This window comes from Bacillus cereus group sp. MG4 (genome assembly GCF_040460055.1).
In the GTDB taxonomy this organism is placed as follows: Bacteria; Bacillota; Bacilli; order Bacillales; family Bacillaceae_G; genus Bacillus_A; species Bacillus_A wiedmannii.
This window is the reverse complement of the sequence record NZ_JARVGZ010000001.1, coordinates 4,720,703-4,735,125: the sequence shown is the minus strand read 5'-3', so window position 1 is coordinate 4,735,125 and position 14,423 is coordinate 4,720,703. Positions and strand designations below refer to the sequence as shown.

Here is a 14,423-nt window from a genome sequence, read left to right as displayed (position 1 = left end):
GTGTGGAAAGTGTGAAATTTTCCTTTCTTACTGCATTTACATATATAATGTACAACAAATAGAATTTGAGGTGTGCAAATTATGCTTTTTCCTGATTTAGCGAATAAAATTGTACGAGAAGTACGCAGATTAATTAAAGAAAATATCATTATCATTAATATACAAGGCGTTATTATCGCAAGTACAGATGTAGAAAGAATCGGCCAATTTCATGAAGGTGCACTCCGATGCGCGAAACAAAAGAAAACTGTCATTATTACAAAAGCAGATGAACGACGTTTGCAAGGCGTAAAGGCGGGTATGAACCTCCCCTTACTATTTCATGACGAAGTAATTGGTGTCATTGGAATTACAGGCGAACCTGAAAACATTTCGCAATACGGAGAAATATTACGTAAAATGACCGAACTACTCATTCACGAAAACTACTTTTTAGAACAACTAGAACTTGAACACCGTTCTTATGAAGCATTTGTCTTTGATTGGCTTCAAAATACAGACTGGTCTCCAAGCTTTCTCGATCGCGCAAAAACACTTGGTATTGATTTATATAAGAAGAAACAACTTATTTTGTTCTCTATCGATCAAAATGACACGATGCTTCAGCGTAAGATTTGGCAACACGTACGCAATCTATTAACAAAGGAGCATCTATTTGTTCGTTGGGGAAATGATCGATTCATTTTATTTACAGCCACAAACTCCAAAGAGCAAACGTATCAATTCTTAAAAAGATTAAAGCAAGACTGTGAAACTTTGTTTTCTATTCCTTTATATATTGGGATTGGACAATCCGTTACACCAAGCAATATGAACTTATCGTACGAACAAGCATTACAAGCTCTTTCCGTATCACTTGAAACGAAAAAAATTGTATTTAATGAAGATTTACGTTTAGAAATGTGCTTACAAGATATTTCTGCTGAAACGCGGGAACAGTTTCTAAGGCGTACTATCGAAAACTTACTATCATCTCCTGAGCTTATGCACACTTTACGCTTATTTATTGATTATAACCAATCCTATAAACAAACAGCTGAACAATTACATATACACATTAACACATTGCATTACAGACTTAAAAAGATTGAGGAGCATACAGGACTTGACCCGAAACAATTCAAAGACTTAAACATTTTATACTTCTCGCTCCTCTTATTAGATAATCACACAAAAAAGAATGATAAAAAAGATTAATCTTTAGATGATTATATATAGAAAGAATCCCCCAACTTTTTTATCATTATAATGAAAGCACTGTTACAACGTTTTTTATTATGATCAACTACGTTAACAGTTTGAGGGGGATTTCCAATGTTAGAAAAGCAAATTATTCATTCATTCGTATCCATTGTTGGCGAAGATAATGTAGATACATCCAATATGGGGCGTTTAACGTATAGTTATGATGCCACTCCAAACTTCCAAGCAATGCCTGATGCAGTCATTGCTCCTCGTAATACAAATGAAGTAGCTGAAGTGTTAAAAATATGTAACACTCACAAAATCCCTGTATATGTTCGTGGTTCTGGAACAAACCTTTGCGCGGGGACATGTCCACTTGAAGGCGGTATCGTCCTTATCTTCCGCCATATGAATAACATTTTAGAAATTGATGAAGAGAATTTAACAATTACTGTACAAGCTGGTGTAATTACACTTGATATTATTAAAGCGGTAGAAGAAAAAGGTTTATTTTATCCACCAGATCCAAGCTCGATGAAAATTTCTACAATCGGCGGTAACATTAATGAAAACTCAGGTGGATTACGCGGATTAAAATATGGCGTAACACGTGATTATGTGATGGGTCTTGAACTTGTCTTACCAAATGGCGATATTATTCGTACTGGCGGTAAATTAGCAAAAGATGTAGCTGGTTACGATTTAACTCGTTTATTTATCGGTTCTGAAGGAACACTTGGCGTCGTAACAGAAGCAATATTAAAACTTGTTCCTATGCCTGAAACGAAGAAAACGATGCTTGCACTATATGAAGATATTAATGAAGCTGCACGTGCTGTTTCTTCTATTATTGCAAATAAAATCATTCCAGCGACACTTGAGTTTTTAGACCAGCCGACAATTGAAGTAGTAGAAGAGTTTGCACAAATCGGTTTACCAACTGATGTAAAAGCAATTTTATTAATCGAACAAGACGGTCCACCTGAAGTTGTCAATCGAGATATTGAAAAAATGGCTAACGTTTGCCGCTCCATGAATGCAGTCGATGTTCGCATTGCAAAAGATGAAGCGGAAGCAGATGCACTTCGGACAGCTCGCCGTAGTGCACTATCAGCACTTGCAAGATTAAAACCTACTACAATATTAGAAGATGCAACGGTACCACGCTCACAAATAGCTCCGATGGTTGAAGCTATTAATGCGATTGCAAAAAAATATAATATTCCTATTTGTACGTTTGGGCATGCTGGCGATGGCAACCTACACCCAACTTGTATGACAGATGCTCGTAATGAAGAAGAAATGCACCGAGCTGAACAAGCTTTTGCTGAAATATTTGCGAAAGCAATTGAACTTGGTGGCACAATTACTGGTGAACATGGTGTTGGTGCGATGAAAGCTCCTTATTTAGAAATGAAATTAGGTAAAGAAGGTATTGCTGCCATGCAAGGAATTAAACAAGCCTTCGATCCAAATAACATTATGAACCCTGGCAAGATGTTCGCGAAAGACACTCGCAAAAGAGTGGTGGTTGAGCGATGACAACATTAAATAAAGAAAACATTCAAAAAGAATTTAAAGAAAGATTAAGTGAAGATGAACTACTAAACTGTATGCGATGCGGTTTCTGTTTACCTACTTGTCCTACTTACATTCAATCTGGATATAAAGAATCACATTCACCACGAGGACGTATTGCATTAATGAAAGCGGTCGTTGACGGTTTAATTGAACCAGATGAAGATGTTGAAAATACATTGAATGTTTGCCTCGGCTGCCGTGCTTGTGAACCTGTTTGTCCATCAGGTGTAAATTACGGACATTTATTAGAAGAAGCTCGTGATATTATAAATCAAAACAAAAAGTTCTCGGTGCCAGTGAGAGCCGTTCGTAAAGTCGTTTTTGAAGGGCTCTTCCCCCATCAAAATCGAATGAGAACATTAACAGGGTTAATCGGATTTTACCAACGTTCTGGTTTACAAACGCTAACACATAAAATGGGTATTATGAAGTTATTCCCTGAAACACTTGCAACAATGGATCTCGTTTTACCAAAAGTCCCTAAAATGAAAGCAATGAAAGATCGTCCTGCATTTTTACCTGCTGAAAGTACAAAAAAGAAACAAGTTGCATTCTTCACAGGCTGTTTAATGGATACGATGTTTTTAGAAACAAATAACGCAACGATGAAACTTCTTCAGTTAGCTGGTTGTGATATCGTTATTCCGAAAACACAAAGTTGCTGCGGTGCATTACATGGGCATGCTGGTGAAAAGAGCGGAGCGAAAGAATTAGCGAAACGAAATATAAAAGCATTCGAAGATTTAAATATCGACTATATTATTACGAATGCAGGTGGTTGCGGAGCTTACCTCGTAGACTACGATTATCTTTTAAAAGATGATCCACAGTGGGCTGAACGCGCAAAGCAGTTTGTTTCTAAAATTAAAGATATTACTGCTATTCTAGTAGAACTAGATTTCCATAAACGAAATGACTTACGACTTCCATCGCAAATTATTACGTATCAAGACTCTTGTCATTTACGCAATGTTATGCGAACATCTTCAGAACCTCGTATGTTACTAGAAGCAATTCAAGGCGCAACATATCGTGAAATGAAAGATGCGGATCGCTGCTGTGGTTCTGCTGGTATTTACAATATTGTTCATTCAGAACTATCCATGGAATTTCTAGATTATAAAATGGACCGTGTACATGAAACAGAAGCAGCAACTATTGTTACTGCAAATCCAGGTTGTCTACTACAAATGAAATTAGGCATTGAACGAGAAGGAATTTCTCATAAAATGAGAGGAATTCACATTGTAGATTTATTATTAGAAGCAATTGAAACCAACTCGTAATAACTCGTAACATACGTAATAATAGGAAAACGGCTATCTCCTTCGTCTATGTAAAGAGATAGCCGCTTTTTTGTCCGCTACAATATTAAAAATATGTTACTTTATTATAAAAAAGAACAACAGATACATTACAGTTTTGTAAAAATCAATCCAGTATATTCCTAAAAAAAACTCTCAAACCATTGATACAATAGGATTCTTCATTTTCTGTTTAGGTAAATTCATCCAAAATACCCCTCTTAAAACGAAGTATAAAAATGCTGAAAATTCCTTTTATACTCTATGTTTCTCTTATTTTTCCTCTTTTCCCCTCTTAGGATAAATTAGGTAAATTTTAAGTCTATGAATTTTTTTCCATCTTTTTTCTCACAAAATCTATGCTACGATGAATTTGTCAGTCAGACAGGCTGTCAAAAACAAATCGTGTGAAAACAAATTAAAACTTTATATAGGGGGACACACATCATGAAAAAGCGTGTTTTATTATCTGTAGCTGCTGCAACGGCTCTTACTTTAGGAGTATCTTCTCTAGATGCACAAGCTGCAACAGTACAACCATCTAACGTAAAGGTTCAAAATATTCAGCATTCAAAAGTGATGATGAAGCAAATGAGCCAACAAGAATTACAAGCATTCTTACAATCTATGGGCGTGGAATCATTAGCACAATGGCAACAAGGAAACTTCCAACCAAATTGCATTATTCCTGGTCAACAACCAACTGAAAATGTTGTAACTGAGCAACCAACAGCTAAGCCAGAAACTCAAAAGCCTGCTGAGCAAAAACCAGTTGAACAAAAGCCTGCTGAAGAAGTTCAAAAACCAGAAGCTCAAAAACCTGCTGAAAACAACAATACTCAAAAACCTGCTGAACAAAAACCTGCTGAAGAAGCAAAATCTTTAAGCGAATTCGAACAACGTGTTGTTGAATTAACAAACGCTGAACGTGCAAAACAAGGCTTACCAGCACTAAAAATCGATACTGAATTAAGCAAAGTAGCACGTATTAAATCTGAAGATATGCAGAAGAATAACTACTTTGATCATAACAGCCCTACATACGGGTCTCCGTTTGACATGATGAAGAAATTTGGTATTTCTTATACATCTGCAGGTGAAAACATCGCTCAAGGCCAACGTACACCTGAAGAGGTAGTACAAGCTTGGATGAACAGTGCTGGACACCGTGCAAACATCTTAAATAACGGCTTCACTCACATCGGTGTTGGCTATGTAGAAAGCGGCAACTACTGGACACAACAATTTATTACGAAGTAAATAGATTAAAAGAGTCTTCTCATAATGAGAAGACTCTTTTTTATGTTTCATAACTTTCTATTATGTATGAGTATAAAATGTAAAACATGAACAAAATAGAACCACTACTTATTACACTAAGTAATACATAAAACCCCCACTTCAAGTTCAAAAATAATGAAAATAATATACTACATGCCATTATTTGAAAAATCCGCCTACTCACTAAACGGATCTTTTGTAATTTGATTGGGTCTTTTTCCGTACTCTGAACTTGTTTAAACAACTTACTAAGCATAAAAAGAAACATACTAATCCCAATTGTTAGTCCTGTTTGAAAGGATATCATACTTCCAAAATTAATAAAGAGAATGAGCATATGGATAAACAACATAAATAAAGTAATCGTCTTTAGAAATCCACTTATAATGACATGCTCGCCTTCATTAAACTTATATATATTATGTGAAATAATATACATCAATCCATGTAAAAAAATAAGAAAAAAAGGAATAAATGCTATAACAACTTGTTTGCTCATAAAATCGTTCGGCCCACCATTTTCATCCCAATGTACAGCCATCTCATTTGGTAAATATGGATAGAGGCATAGAGTAACTAAAAGACAAACGAAAAATATTCCTAGTATATATTTATATTTGACCAAGCAATTCTCACCTCTCTTTTCTCTTAACGGCTTCGCTTCTTTTAGAGAAATTCCTGCAAGAATCTACTTTTCTCAAATTTAAACTTACACTTTACGCATTCATTCTTTGAAATTCTTTCATTGTATCATTTAATTTTGCAGGGAATGGTACATCCACTTCGATCTCTTCTTTCGTAATGGGATGTAAGAAGTTTATCTTCATCGCATGTAATGCTTGCCCAGACATATATTGCGTTTGTCCACCATATAATACATCCCCAACTAATGGATTACCATGATAGCTCATATGAACACGAATTTGATGGGTTCTACCCGTTTCTAATTGTAACGTTACGAACGTAACATTTTGGTTTTTAAAATACTTCTCTACTTTATAAAATGTGATGGCTTGATCTCCCTTTGGAGAAACACGTCGTCTCGTCGCATGATGGCGATCTCTTCCAATAGCTGCGTCAATTGTTCCTTGCTTACCTTTTACTTTCCCTTCCACAAGCGCCGCATATGTTCTTTTAATTTTTCGTTCCATTAATAAACGATCCATAATTGCACCAGCAATTCTATGCTTAGCAAACACGACACCACCTGTCGTATCTTTATCTAACCGATGAATATGACGAACCTTCGTCTCTAAACCTTGCATTTGAAAATGAAAGGCAACAAGGTTTGCAAGTGTTCCCGTTCCACCTTTTTCCGCAGGATGCGTATCCATCTTCTCAGGCTTATTTACGATGAGTACGTGATCGTCTTCATATACTACATCTAATTCACCATATTCAGGCTCTACATCGTATTCTTCTTCCATAAACATATGTACTTGTAACTTATCGCCTTCTTTTAAAAGCTCATTCCATCTTCTCTGTTCTCCGTTAACGGTAATACCTTTTTCCATACGAAGCTGATGTAACAACTTTTTCGGTATTTCCCATTCTATTTTTAATAACGAATCAATACTTATGCCATTCCATTTCGCTGGAACAGTAATTTCACACCATTCGCCCTTCTTCTTCGTTTCCATACTGTATCACCTTATTTCTATTGATTCTCTCATTGTAACGGAAAACACAATTTGATGCACCGTCAAAAATAGAGGACAGTCTTATAGTAGACTGTCCTCCTCACGCTCTACGCCGTTTCATTTCCTGCAATACTTCTTCCGCTTTTTGTTCATACGATAAATCTTTAAAGAAATCCGCCAATCTTTTATAATCATTATACGTATCTAATAAGTCATCAATTTTTTCTACTTTCATCACTTGTTGTTTTTGCTTCATTTTTACTGGATAACGATAGCCCGATACTTCTTGTATTTTGTAATACTCATCCTCTACTTGAATGACCTTTACAAGTTCCTCCTCTTCCGCATCCATCGTATACCCATCAAAATCTCTAAGTAATTCGTAAATGATATGAGTCCATTCATCTTTTGGATAAAATCCTTTTTCTAATCGATAACCGACAATGCGATACATATGCCCATCGTTTTCTGCAAACTGTACTGTATCATTTAGCTTAAACTTAAAATAACGAAACATTGCCTTCACCTACTTATATGTAATGTTCTTATCACATACTATTTGCAAAATGTAGGCCTTGCTATTCATAAAAAAATACTCATCTATAAGATGAGTATTTTTTACGATGATTTTTCTCTTTTCTTTCGAAATGGTAACCACCAGTTCCAATCTCCAAACAGTTTCATTAGACTTGGTACAAGCATAAGACGAATAATTGTTGCATCAAGGAATATTGCTAATGCAACACCAAGCCCCATTTGCCGTACTGGTAAAATATCAGTAAAGGCGAACGCACCTGTTACAACAATCATAATTAACGCAGCTGATGTAATGATCCTACTTGTTGACACAAGTCCTTCTAACGTCGCTTGATCATTATCTCCTGTTTCTTCATATAACTCATGAATACGTGAAATAAGAAAAACTTCATAATCCATACTAAGCCCAAATACGAGACCGAAAATGAAGATTGGTAAGACAAATAGAACAGGACTCGCTTCTAAACCAAAATGCCCACCTTCAAATAACCAAACAACAATTCCAATTGTTGCGCTTAAACTAAGTATATTCATAATAATCGCCTTAATTGGAATGAGTATAGATCGGAATGCAAATAATAATATAACAAAGGTCGATCCAAATATAACAGACATACCAATTGCAACTTTATCTTTAATTTCATCTTCTAACTCTTGTTGGAACGTCGTCATCCCGCCTAAATAATACGTAACATCTGTTTCTTTATAATTTTGTTTAAAATCACGAACCCACTGTTTAGCAGTTTCAGTACGTCGTTTTGTTTTCAAAAAGATTTCTATCGTCGTCTTATTTCCTTTCGTATACGCTTCAAATATAGGAGCTAGTTTCGCCGCTTCTGGCGACTCTAACATTCCAGCAACTTGATCTGCTTTCATACGAGTTAACCCGTCGTATAAGCTTCTAACTTCATATACTTTCTTATCATCTTTTAACTTTTGAACGACTTCTTCTATCTTTTGTAAACTTTCTTTTTCTTTCATATCTTTTTTCGTCTCTACCACTAACGTAACATCAGCATGTTTTTTTGCAGTTTTATTAAATGCCTCTTCGTACTTCTCATATGCAATTCTTGTATCACTTTGTTTAGGTAGAGCTTCTACGTCAGGGAACTGCAAATTAGCTGTACGTAACGGTAATAAGCAAATAACAATAAACGTTGTAACAATAATAATCATTGCGATTGGATGTTTCATTACAAATTGCGCAAATTTACGCCACGCCTTTGCCGGCGTATGTGCTACTTGATTCTTTTTTAATATTCGTTTCCCAATTAATGATAATAGCGCTGGAAGAAGTGTGAGTGAGAATAAAATACTCATAATCACAACAATCATTCCGCTAATTGCGACAGACTGAATATAATCGATCTTAAAGAAAAACAAGCCGGATAATCCAACAAATACACATAATCCTGAAAATACGATAGCGCGCCCTGCTGTTTGATATGTAATTGCTATCGCTTCTTTTACCGTTCGCTTTGCAACTTCCTCTCGAAAGCGATTTACAAATAATAGCGCAAAATCAATAGATAGCGCAAGTCCAATCATCGGTGCAACATTTAACACAAAGATAGAAAGTTCCTTATCGCTACCTATAAAGTATAATATGCCCATCGTACTAATAACACTAAGTGCCCCATTTACAATTGGTAAAATAGATGCCAAAAGGCTACCAAATGAAAATAGTAATACGAGAAATGCAATTGGTAATCCAATCATCTCTGCTACTTTTAAATCATTTTGCGTTCTTTCATTAATCTCTTGATTAATTTTTGGAAACCCTGTTGGTATTACTTTTAGTGCTGCATTGCTTTCTTTTTCGATTTTATCAGCAAATTGCAATGTCTTTTCCATTCGTTCTTTATTTGTTTTCCCGGAAAATAAAATTGTCGCATAGCCGATATCATCTTGTAACATTTCTTTATTTTGCACTGGGTGATGGAAAGATTCATATGTCTCTTTCTCTTGTACATTCTTTACAATTCCCTCTACTTGCTTTTGAAATTCCTCATGTGAAGCACCCTTATTTTTTTCAAAAACGAGTAGAAGTGTGTCTTGAGACCTCTTAAAATCTTTATCTAAAATTTCTTTCGTTTTTTGATAGTCCCCTTCCGTTTGGAAACCATCACCGCCTAATACTCCCGGCAGCTTTGGAGCGAAAATACCGAGTGCGATCGCAACCAATATTAACGCTACAATTACTGTATAACGAAACTGATACAAAAAAGCTCCTAATTTCCCCCACTTATCTACTTTATGTACATTTGTTTTCACACATTTTCACCTACTTTAAATAATTCAATTGTCATTTATACTGTATCACATCTTCGCACAAACAAAAAACGTCTGGAAACACTATAATGATAGTTTTTCCAGACGTTTTTTATCTCTCTTTATTAAGTCCCAATCTCTTGGTAAGTAAACGATGGCAGTAAATCGCCATAATTAACAAAATACCACCTACGCAATAACCAGCTAAAATATCAGTTGGATAATGTACATTTAAAATAACTCTACTTAATCCAATCGATACAATTACAATTCCCATCAAAATCGTTATAACATATTTTCCAGTTACACTCTTCAAATTTGCCGCAATAATATAAGTAAGAAACCCGAATGTCATAATAGATAACATTGCATGTCCACTAGGGAAGCTATACCCAAGCGCATCCAACGTTTCATTTAACGATGGGCGCTCCCTTTTCACAATTTCTTTTATCCCTTTATTAACAAGATGTGTTATTAAAATGCCCATTGGATACACGATCATCGCAGCATAATAACGTTTTCTCCAAAAAACAAGTAAACTTATAGCCAGCGTAGTTACGATCCCGATAGCAGAACCTAATTTTGTATAGTGTGAGAAAAATGTAAGCGAACCTTCTGTTTGTAATCCTTTTACTAATGCTCGGACATATGTATCCATCACTGTAACGCCACCCGCATGTACGCGCCAAGCAACAATGCCAAATACAGCAAGTAATAAAACGATACATACTCCCTCATATAGATGCAACTTCTTTTTCAAGCGATTTCCTCCTACTATGAAAAAATGCGATTTCTATTTTAGAAACCGCATTTCCTTACTTATTTACCTTTTGTTTTTAACTCTGTCCAGTAACGATCATAGTCTTTTAGCTTATCGTCTACATCAACAAGCCATTCTGTACGATCTAATTCTTCTTTCGTTAAGAAGATCATATGATTATCACGATATTCTTTACTATGAAGAGGATGAGCTTTTTCATTAGGATTACTGTATCCAATTGACTCGTAGTTTTTCACACTTACTTTTTCATCTAATAAGTAGTTCATAAACTTCTCTGCAAGCTCTTTGTTTTTCGCACCTTTTGGAATTGCTAACGTATCAGCCCAAATTGTGCCGCCTTCCTTTGGTACAACGTACTCTACATCTTTATTATCTTTTGCGATAAATGCTGCATCTCCAGACCAAACTGTTCCGATCCAAGCATCTTCTGTAATGAATTTTTGTTTAATATTATCTGTATCAAATGCTAATAAGTTTGGAAGCAGCTTCTTTAAATCATCTGCTGCTGTCTTTAACTGTGTATCGTCTTTCGTGCTGTTTGAGAATCCATGCTTCTTAAGACCCATACCTAATACTTCACGAGAATCATTTAATAAAGTTACATGCCCTTTATATTTCTCATTCCATAGGTCAGTCCAGCTTGTAGGGGCTTCTTTCACATACTTTTTATTGTATGCAATACCTGTTACGCCCCAAGTATATACTAAAGAATATTTATTCTCTGGATCAAACGCCGGTGTTTTGAAGTTAGAAACCATATTTTCGATATTCGGGATATTCTTTTTGTCTAACGGCGCTAATAAATCCATTTTCGCCATTGTTTTAACCATGTAATCAGACGGCTGAATTAAATCATACTTCGCGCCACCTGCTTGTAATTTCGCAAGCATTTCTTCATTACTTGCATACTTATCATAGTTAATTTTCACGTTATATTTCTTTTCAAAATCTCTTAGCACTTGCTCATCAAAATTGTCAGCCCAGCTATAAATGTTTAACTCTTCTTTCTTTTCACCACAACCAGCAAGTACACCAGCAACAAGGCTAAAGCTAATTGCTGCGCCGGCTAATCTTTTTATTAATTTCATCGATTTATTACCTCCTCGTACTTTCTATATCGTTCGTATTATAAAGGAAGGTGTCCTCCAGAGTTTTCTTCACCATCTGCACCTTTGTTACGGAAGATTTCAGATAGAACCATTAATCCTACGATAGCTACAATTAAAATTGTAGAAAGTGCATTAATTTCTGGTGATACTCCGCGCTTAACCATACTGTAAATGTATAATGGCAATGTTGTTGATCCTGGTCCTGATACGAAGAAACTAATTACAAAATCATCAATTGATAATGTGAATGTTAATAATGCGGCTGAAATAACTCCTGGTGCAATTGCTGGGAACGTTACATAACGAAACGTTTGCCACGGCGTTGCTCCTAAATCATTCGCAGCCTCTTCTAAATCACGTCCCATACCAGAAAGACGTGCTGCTAAAATAACGACAACAAATGAAATACTAAATGTAATGTGCGCAATAATAATTGTTATTTTGCCAAGTTCCATACCTAATTGACTAAATAAGATAAGTAAAGATAATCCCATTAAAATATCAGGAATTAAAATTGGTAAATACACAAGACCGTTAATAGCCCCTTCATAACGATATTTATAACGATGTAACGCAATCGCGAAAATCACACCAAGAACTGTCGTTACAACCGTCGTTACGATCGCAATCGTCATACTATTTACAAACGCATCAATAACATCTTGCTTTTGAAATAAATCTGTATACCAATGGAATGTAAAACCTTCCCATTCCGCATTAATGCGAGAATCATTGAAGGAATATACCATTAAAACCATCATTGGAAAATACAAGAACAATAAAATTAACCAAGAATAAGAAACTAAAAACTTCTTCATCTTTGCCTATTCCCCTCCGTTCCCATCATATTTATATACTTTCGTTGCACGATAATATAAGTAAATTAACAGAACAGAGAATAGAACAACAATCATAGATAACGCAGATCCAAACGGCCAGTCACGCGCTCCTAAGAATTGATTTTGAATTACGTTTCCGATTAACGCTACTTTCGATCCACCCATAACGTCTGATACAACAAACATTCCGATAGAAGAAACAAACACTAAAATAGAACCAGTAGCAATCCCTGACATCGTCATTGGTACTGTTACATTCCAAAATGCCTTTGCTGGTGTTGCTCCTAAATCATAAGCTGCTTCTAGCTTACGCTTATCAAGCTGCTCAATCGCTGCATACACCGGTAAAATCATAAATGGTAATAAAGAATAGACCATTCCGAGTATTACAGAAGGTGTGTTATATAGTAAATTTAAAGGTTCACTTATAATACCTAGTTTCAATAGCAATGTGTTTACAAGACCTTGTGAACGTAAAATAACAATCCATGCGTATGAACGAACAAGGAAGTTAATCCAAAACGGGATCGTTGCCAATAATAAAAGAATTGAACGGTATTTGCGATCAACAATTGTAATTGTATAAGCAAATGGATAACCAATTACTAAACAGATTACTGTTGTAATAACTGCAATCTTAACAGTTTCCCATAACGTTCCCATGTATAGTGGATCAAACACACGAGCTATATTCTCTAACGTAAATTGCATTTCCACTGTTCCGTATGCTCCGCGCTGCATAAAGGCAAATGCCAATACAAACAGAAGGGGAATTAGGAAGAAGATTAACAGCCACGCGACTGTCGGTAGTGCGAGTAATTTCCCTTTTTTCAATTTAAGGTCACCTCGTCCTCTTGCTCCCAGCCTACGTATACATTATCTCCAATGCTCCACTGCGCTGCTTCTTCAGCAGTTTGATATGCCATTAGTAATTCTGATGTTTTCTCGTCACGTACATACAGCTTTTCCATATTTCCAACAAACTCAACGTCTTCAATATGTCCAAGATGGTATTCTTTTAAAATCGGCTCTTCAACCGAACGTACTTTTACGTTTTCAGGGCGAATTGCTACATAGCCTTCCCCGTTTTTCACAATATTATTTTCACCGATAAATGTCGCAACGAACATTGTTTTCGGCTTATTGTAAATTTCTTTCGGCGTTCCAATTTGCTCAATATGTCCTTTATTCATAACGACAATACGATCACTCATGCTCATCGCTTCTTCTTGATCGTGCGTTACGTATATGAATGTAATTCCTAAATTACGTTGTAAGTTTTTCAATTCACGTTGCAAATCTTTTCTTAACTTAAAGTCTAACGCCCCAAGTGGCTCATCTAGTAATAATACACGCGGGTTATTTACAATCGCTCTCGCAATTGCTACACGCTGCTGCTGTCCACCAGAAAGCTTTGCAGGTTTACGATTACGGAACTCAAGTAACTGCGTTAAACGCATTGCCTCTTCAGCACGCTCTTTCTGCTCTGCTGCCGGTACTTTCTGCATTTTCATACCGAAACAAATATTTTTCTCCACATTCATATGTGGGAATAGCGCATAATGTTGGAACACTAAGTTCATATGACGCTTATATGGTGGCAAATCGTTAATCTTTTCATCATCTAATAAAAGATTCCCTTTAGTTGGCGTTTCAAAGCCTGCGATCATGCGAAGTAACGTTGTTTTCCCGCAACCACTCGGCCCTAAAATCGTTAAAAATTCCCCTTCTTTAATGTCTAAAGAAAGAGGTGGGATAATCACTTGATTTCCAAAATGTTTTTCTACTGCTTCAACTTTAATAATCTTTTTCATTTTCCCGTCCTATCTACCTTAAATTTTAATTTTTATATTCATGAATAAATATTTATGTTCTATAGACTATTTTTTGTTTCG

At 35.7% G+C, this 14,423-nt stretch carries 13 protein-coding genes; 4 read left to right on the top strand and 9 right to left on the bottom strand.

Annotated elements, in window-relative coordinates; all coding sequences use genetic code 11:
- Nucleotides 1-81: 81 nt before the first annotated feature.
- From QCI41_RS24875 to QCI41_RS24860, 4 genes are all read left to right on the top strand, one after another.
- The gene (locus QCI41_RS24875) at nucleotides 82-1,197 is read left to right on the top strand and encodes a CdaR family transcriptional regulator (protein WP_046958239.1); all 1,116 of its coding nucleotides are present in this window, start codon (nucleotides 82-84) and stop codon (nucleotides 1,195-1,197) included.
- A 117-nt stretch (nucleotides 1,198-1,314) separates the two neighbouring features.
- Nucleotides 1,315-2,727: a glycolate oxidase subunit GlcD gene (glcD, locus tag QCI41_RS24870; protein WP_046957068.1), complete on the top strand. Its 1,413-nt coding sequence runs from the start codon at nucleotides 1,315-1,317 to the stop codon at nucleotides 2,725-2,727.
- The gene (locus tag QCI41_RS24865) at nucleotides 2,724-4,052 is read left to right on the top strand and encodes a (Fe-S)-binding protein (RefSeq protein WP_046958241.1); all 1,329 of its coding nucleotides are present in this window, start codon (nucleotides 2,724-2,726) and stop codon (nucleotides 4,050-4,052) included. The genes glcD and QCI41_RS24865 overlap by 4 nt, the downstream gene beginning before the upstream one ends.
- A 465-nt stretch (nucleotides 4,053-4,517) precedes the next feature.
- Nucleotides 4,518-5,330 carry a CAP domain-containing protein gene (locus tag QCI41_RS24860; protein WP_353836404.1) on the top strand — a complete coding sequence of 271 codons (813 nt, stop codon included), beginning with the start codon at nucleotides 4,518-4,520 and terminating at the stop codon, nucleotides 5,328-5,330.
- A 40-nt stretch (nucleotides 5,331-5,370) separates the two neighbouring features.
- Here QCI41_RS24860 and QCI41_RS24855 read toward each other — a convergent pair whose 3' ends face one another.
- The 9 genes from QCI41_RS24855 to potA all read right to left on the bottom strand — a co-directional run bounded on the left by QCI41_RS24855 (nucleotide 5,371) and on the right by potA (nucleotide 14,342).
- Nucleotides 5,371-5,976: a DUF1648 domain-containing protein gene (locus QCI41_RS24855; RefSeq protein ID WP_000241834.1), complete on the bottom strand. Its 606-nt coding sequence runs from the start codon at nucleotides 5,974-5,976 to the stop codon at nucleotides 5,371-5,373.
- 91 nt (nucleotides 5,977-6,067) lie between these two features.
- Nucleotides 6,068-6,991 (bottom strand): RluA family pseudouridine synthase, encoded by a 924-nt coding sequence (locus tag QCI41_RS24850; protein WP_353836405.1) that lies wholly within the window; start codon nucleotides 6,989-6,991, stop codon nucleotides 6,068-6,070.
- A gap of 100 nt (nucleotides 6,992-7,091) precedes the next feature.
- Nucleotides 7,092-7,508: a hypothetical protein gene (locus QCI41_RS24845; RefSeq protein WP_000490295.1), complete on the bottom strand. Its 417-nt coding sequence runs from the start codon at nucleotides 7,506-7,508 to the stop codon at nucleotides 7,092-7,094.
- A 101-nt stretch (nucleotides 7,509-7,609) separates the two neighbouring features.
- A complete protein-coding gene (locus QCI41_RS24840) occupies nucleotides 7,610-9,802 on the bottom strand; it encodes an MMPL family transporter (protein ID WP_353836406.1) in 2,193 nt (730 codons plus the stop codon).
- Between the two features lie 109 nt (nucleotides 9,803-9,911).
- Nucleotides 9,912-10,559, bottom strand: coding sequence for a phosphatase PAP2 family protein (locus QCI41_RS24835; RefSeq protein ID WP_353836407.1), 648 nt, complete (start codon nucleotides 10,557-10,559; stop codon nucleotides 9,912-9,914).
- A 59-nt stretch (nucleotides 10,560-10,618) separates the two neighbouring features.
- Entirely contained in the window at nucleotides 10,619-11,668 is a 1,050-nt protein-coding gene (potD, locus tag QCI41_RS24830; RefSeq protein ID WP_353836408.1) for a spermidine/putrescine ABC transporter substrate-binding protein PotD, read from the bottom strand.
- 38 nt (nucleotides 11,669-11,706) lie between these two features.
- Entirely contained in the window at nucleotides 11,707-12,507 is an 801-nt protein-coding gene (potC, locus tag QCI41_RS24825; protein WP_046958247.1) for a spermidine/putrescine ABC transporter permease PotC, read from the bottom strand.
- 6 nt (nucleotides 12,508-12,513) lie between these two features.
- Nucleotides 12,514-13,362: a spermidine/putrescine ABC transporter permease PotB gene (potB, locus tag QCI41_RS24820; RefSeq protein WP_000715495.1), complete on the bottom strand. Its 849-nt coding sequence runs from the start codon at nucleotides 13,360-13,362 to the stop codon at nucleotides 12,514-12,516.
- Complete coding sequence (gene potA, locus QCI41_RS24815) at nucleotides 13,359-14,342, bottom strand: spermidine/putrescine ABC transporter ATP-binding protein PotA (RefSeq protein ID WP_000720323.1); 984 nt, start codon at nucleotides 14,340-14,342, stop codon at nucleotides 13,359-13,361. Before potA ends, potB begins: the two co-directional genes overlap by 4 nt.
- Nucleotides 14,343-14,423 lie beyond the last annotated feature (81 nt).

Bases quoted from the DNA above. Each gene is read 5' to 3' on its own strand.
- QCI41_RS24875 (WP_046958239.1), top strand. From the start codon at position 82: ATGCTTTTTCCTGATTTAGCGAATAAAATTGTACGAGAAGTACGCAGA.
- glcD (WP_046957068.1), top strand. From the start codon at position 1,315: ATGTTAGAAAAGCAAATTATTCATTCATTCGTATCCATTGTTGGCGAA.
- QCI41_RS24865 (WP_046958241.1), top strand. From the start codon at position 2,724: ATGACAACATTAAATAAAGAAAACATTCAAAAAGAATTTAAAGAAAGA.
- QCI41_RS24860 (WP_353836404.1), top strand. From the start codon at position 4,518: ATGAAAAAGCGTGTTTTATTATCTGTAGCTGCTGCAACGGCTCTTACT.
- QCI41_RS24850 (WP_353836405.1), bottom strand. From the start codon at position 6,991: ATGGAAACGAAGAAGAAGGGCGAATGGTGTGAAATTACTGTTCCAGCG.
- QCI41_RS24845 (WP_000490295.1), bottom strand. From the start codon at position 7,508: ATGTTTCGTTATTTTAAGTTTAAGCTAAATGATACAGTACAGTTTGCA.
- potD (WP_353836408.1), bottom strand. From the start codon at position 11,668: ATGAAATTAATAAAAAGATTAGCCGGCGCAGCAATTAGCTTTAGCCTT.
- potC (WP_046958247.1), bottom strand. From the start codon at position 12,507: ATGAAGAAGTTTTTAGTTTCTTATTCTTGGTTAATTTTATTGTTCTTG.
- potA (WP_000720323.1), bottom strand. From the start codon at position 14,342: ATGAAAAAGATTATTAAAGTTGAAGCAGTAGAAAAACATTTTGGAAAT.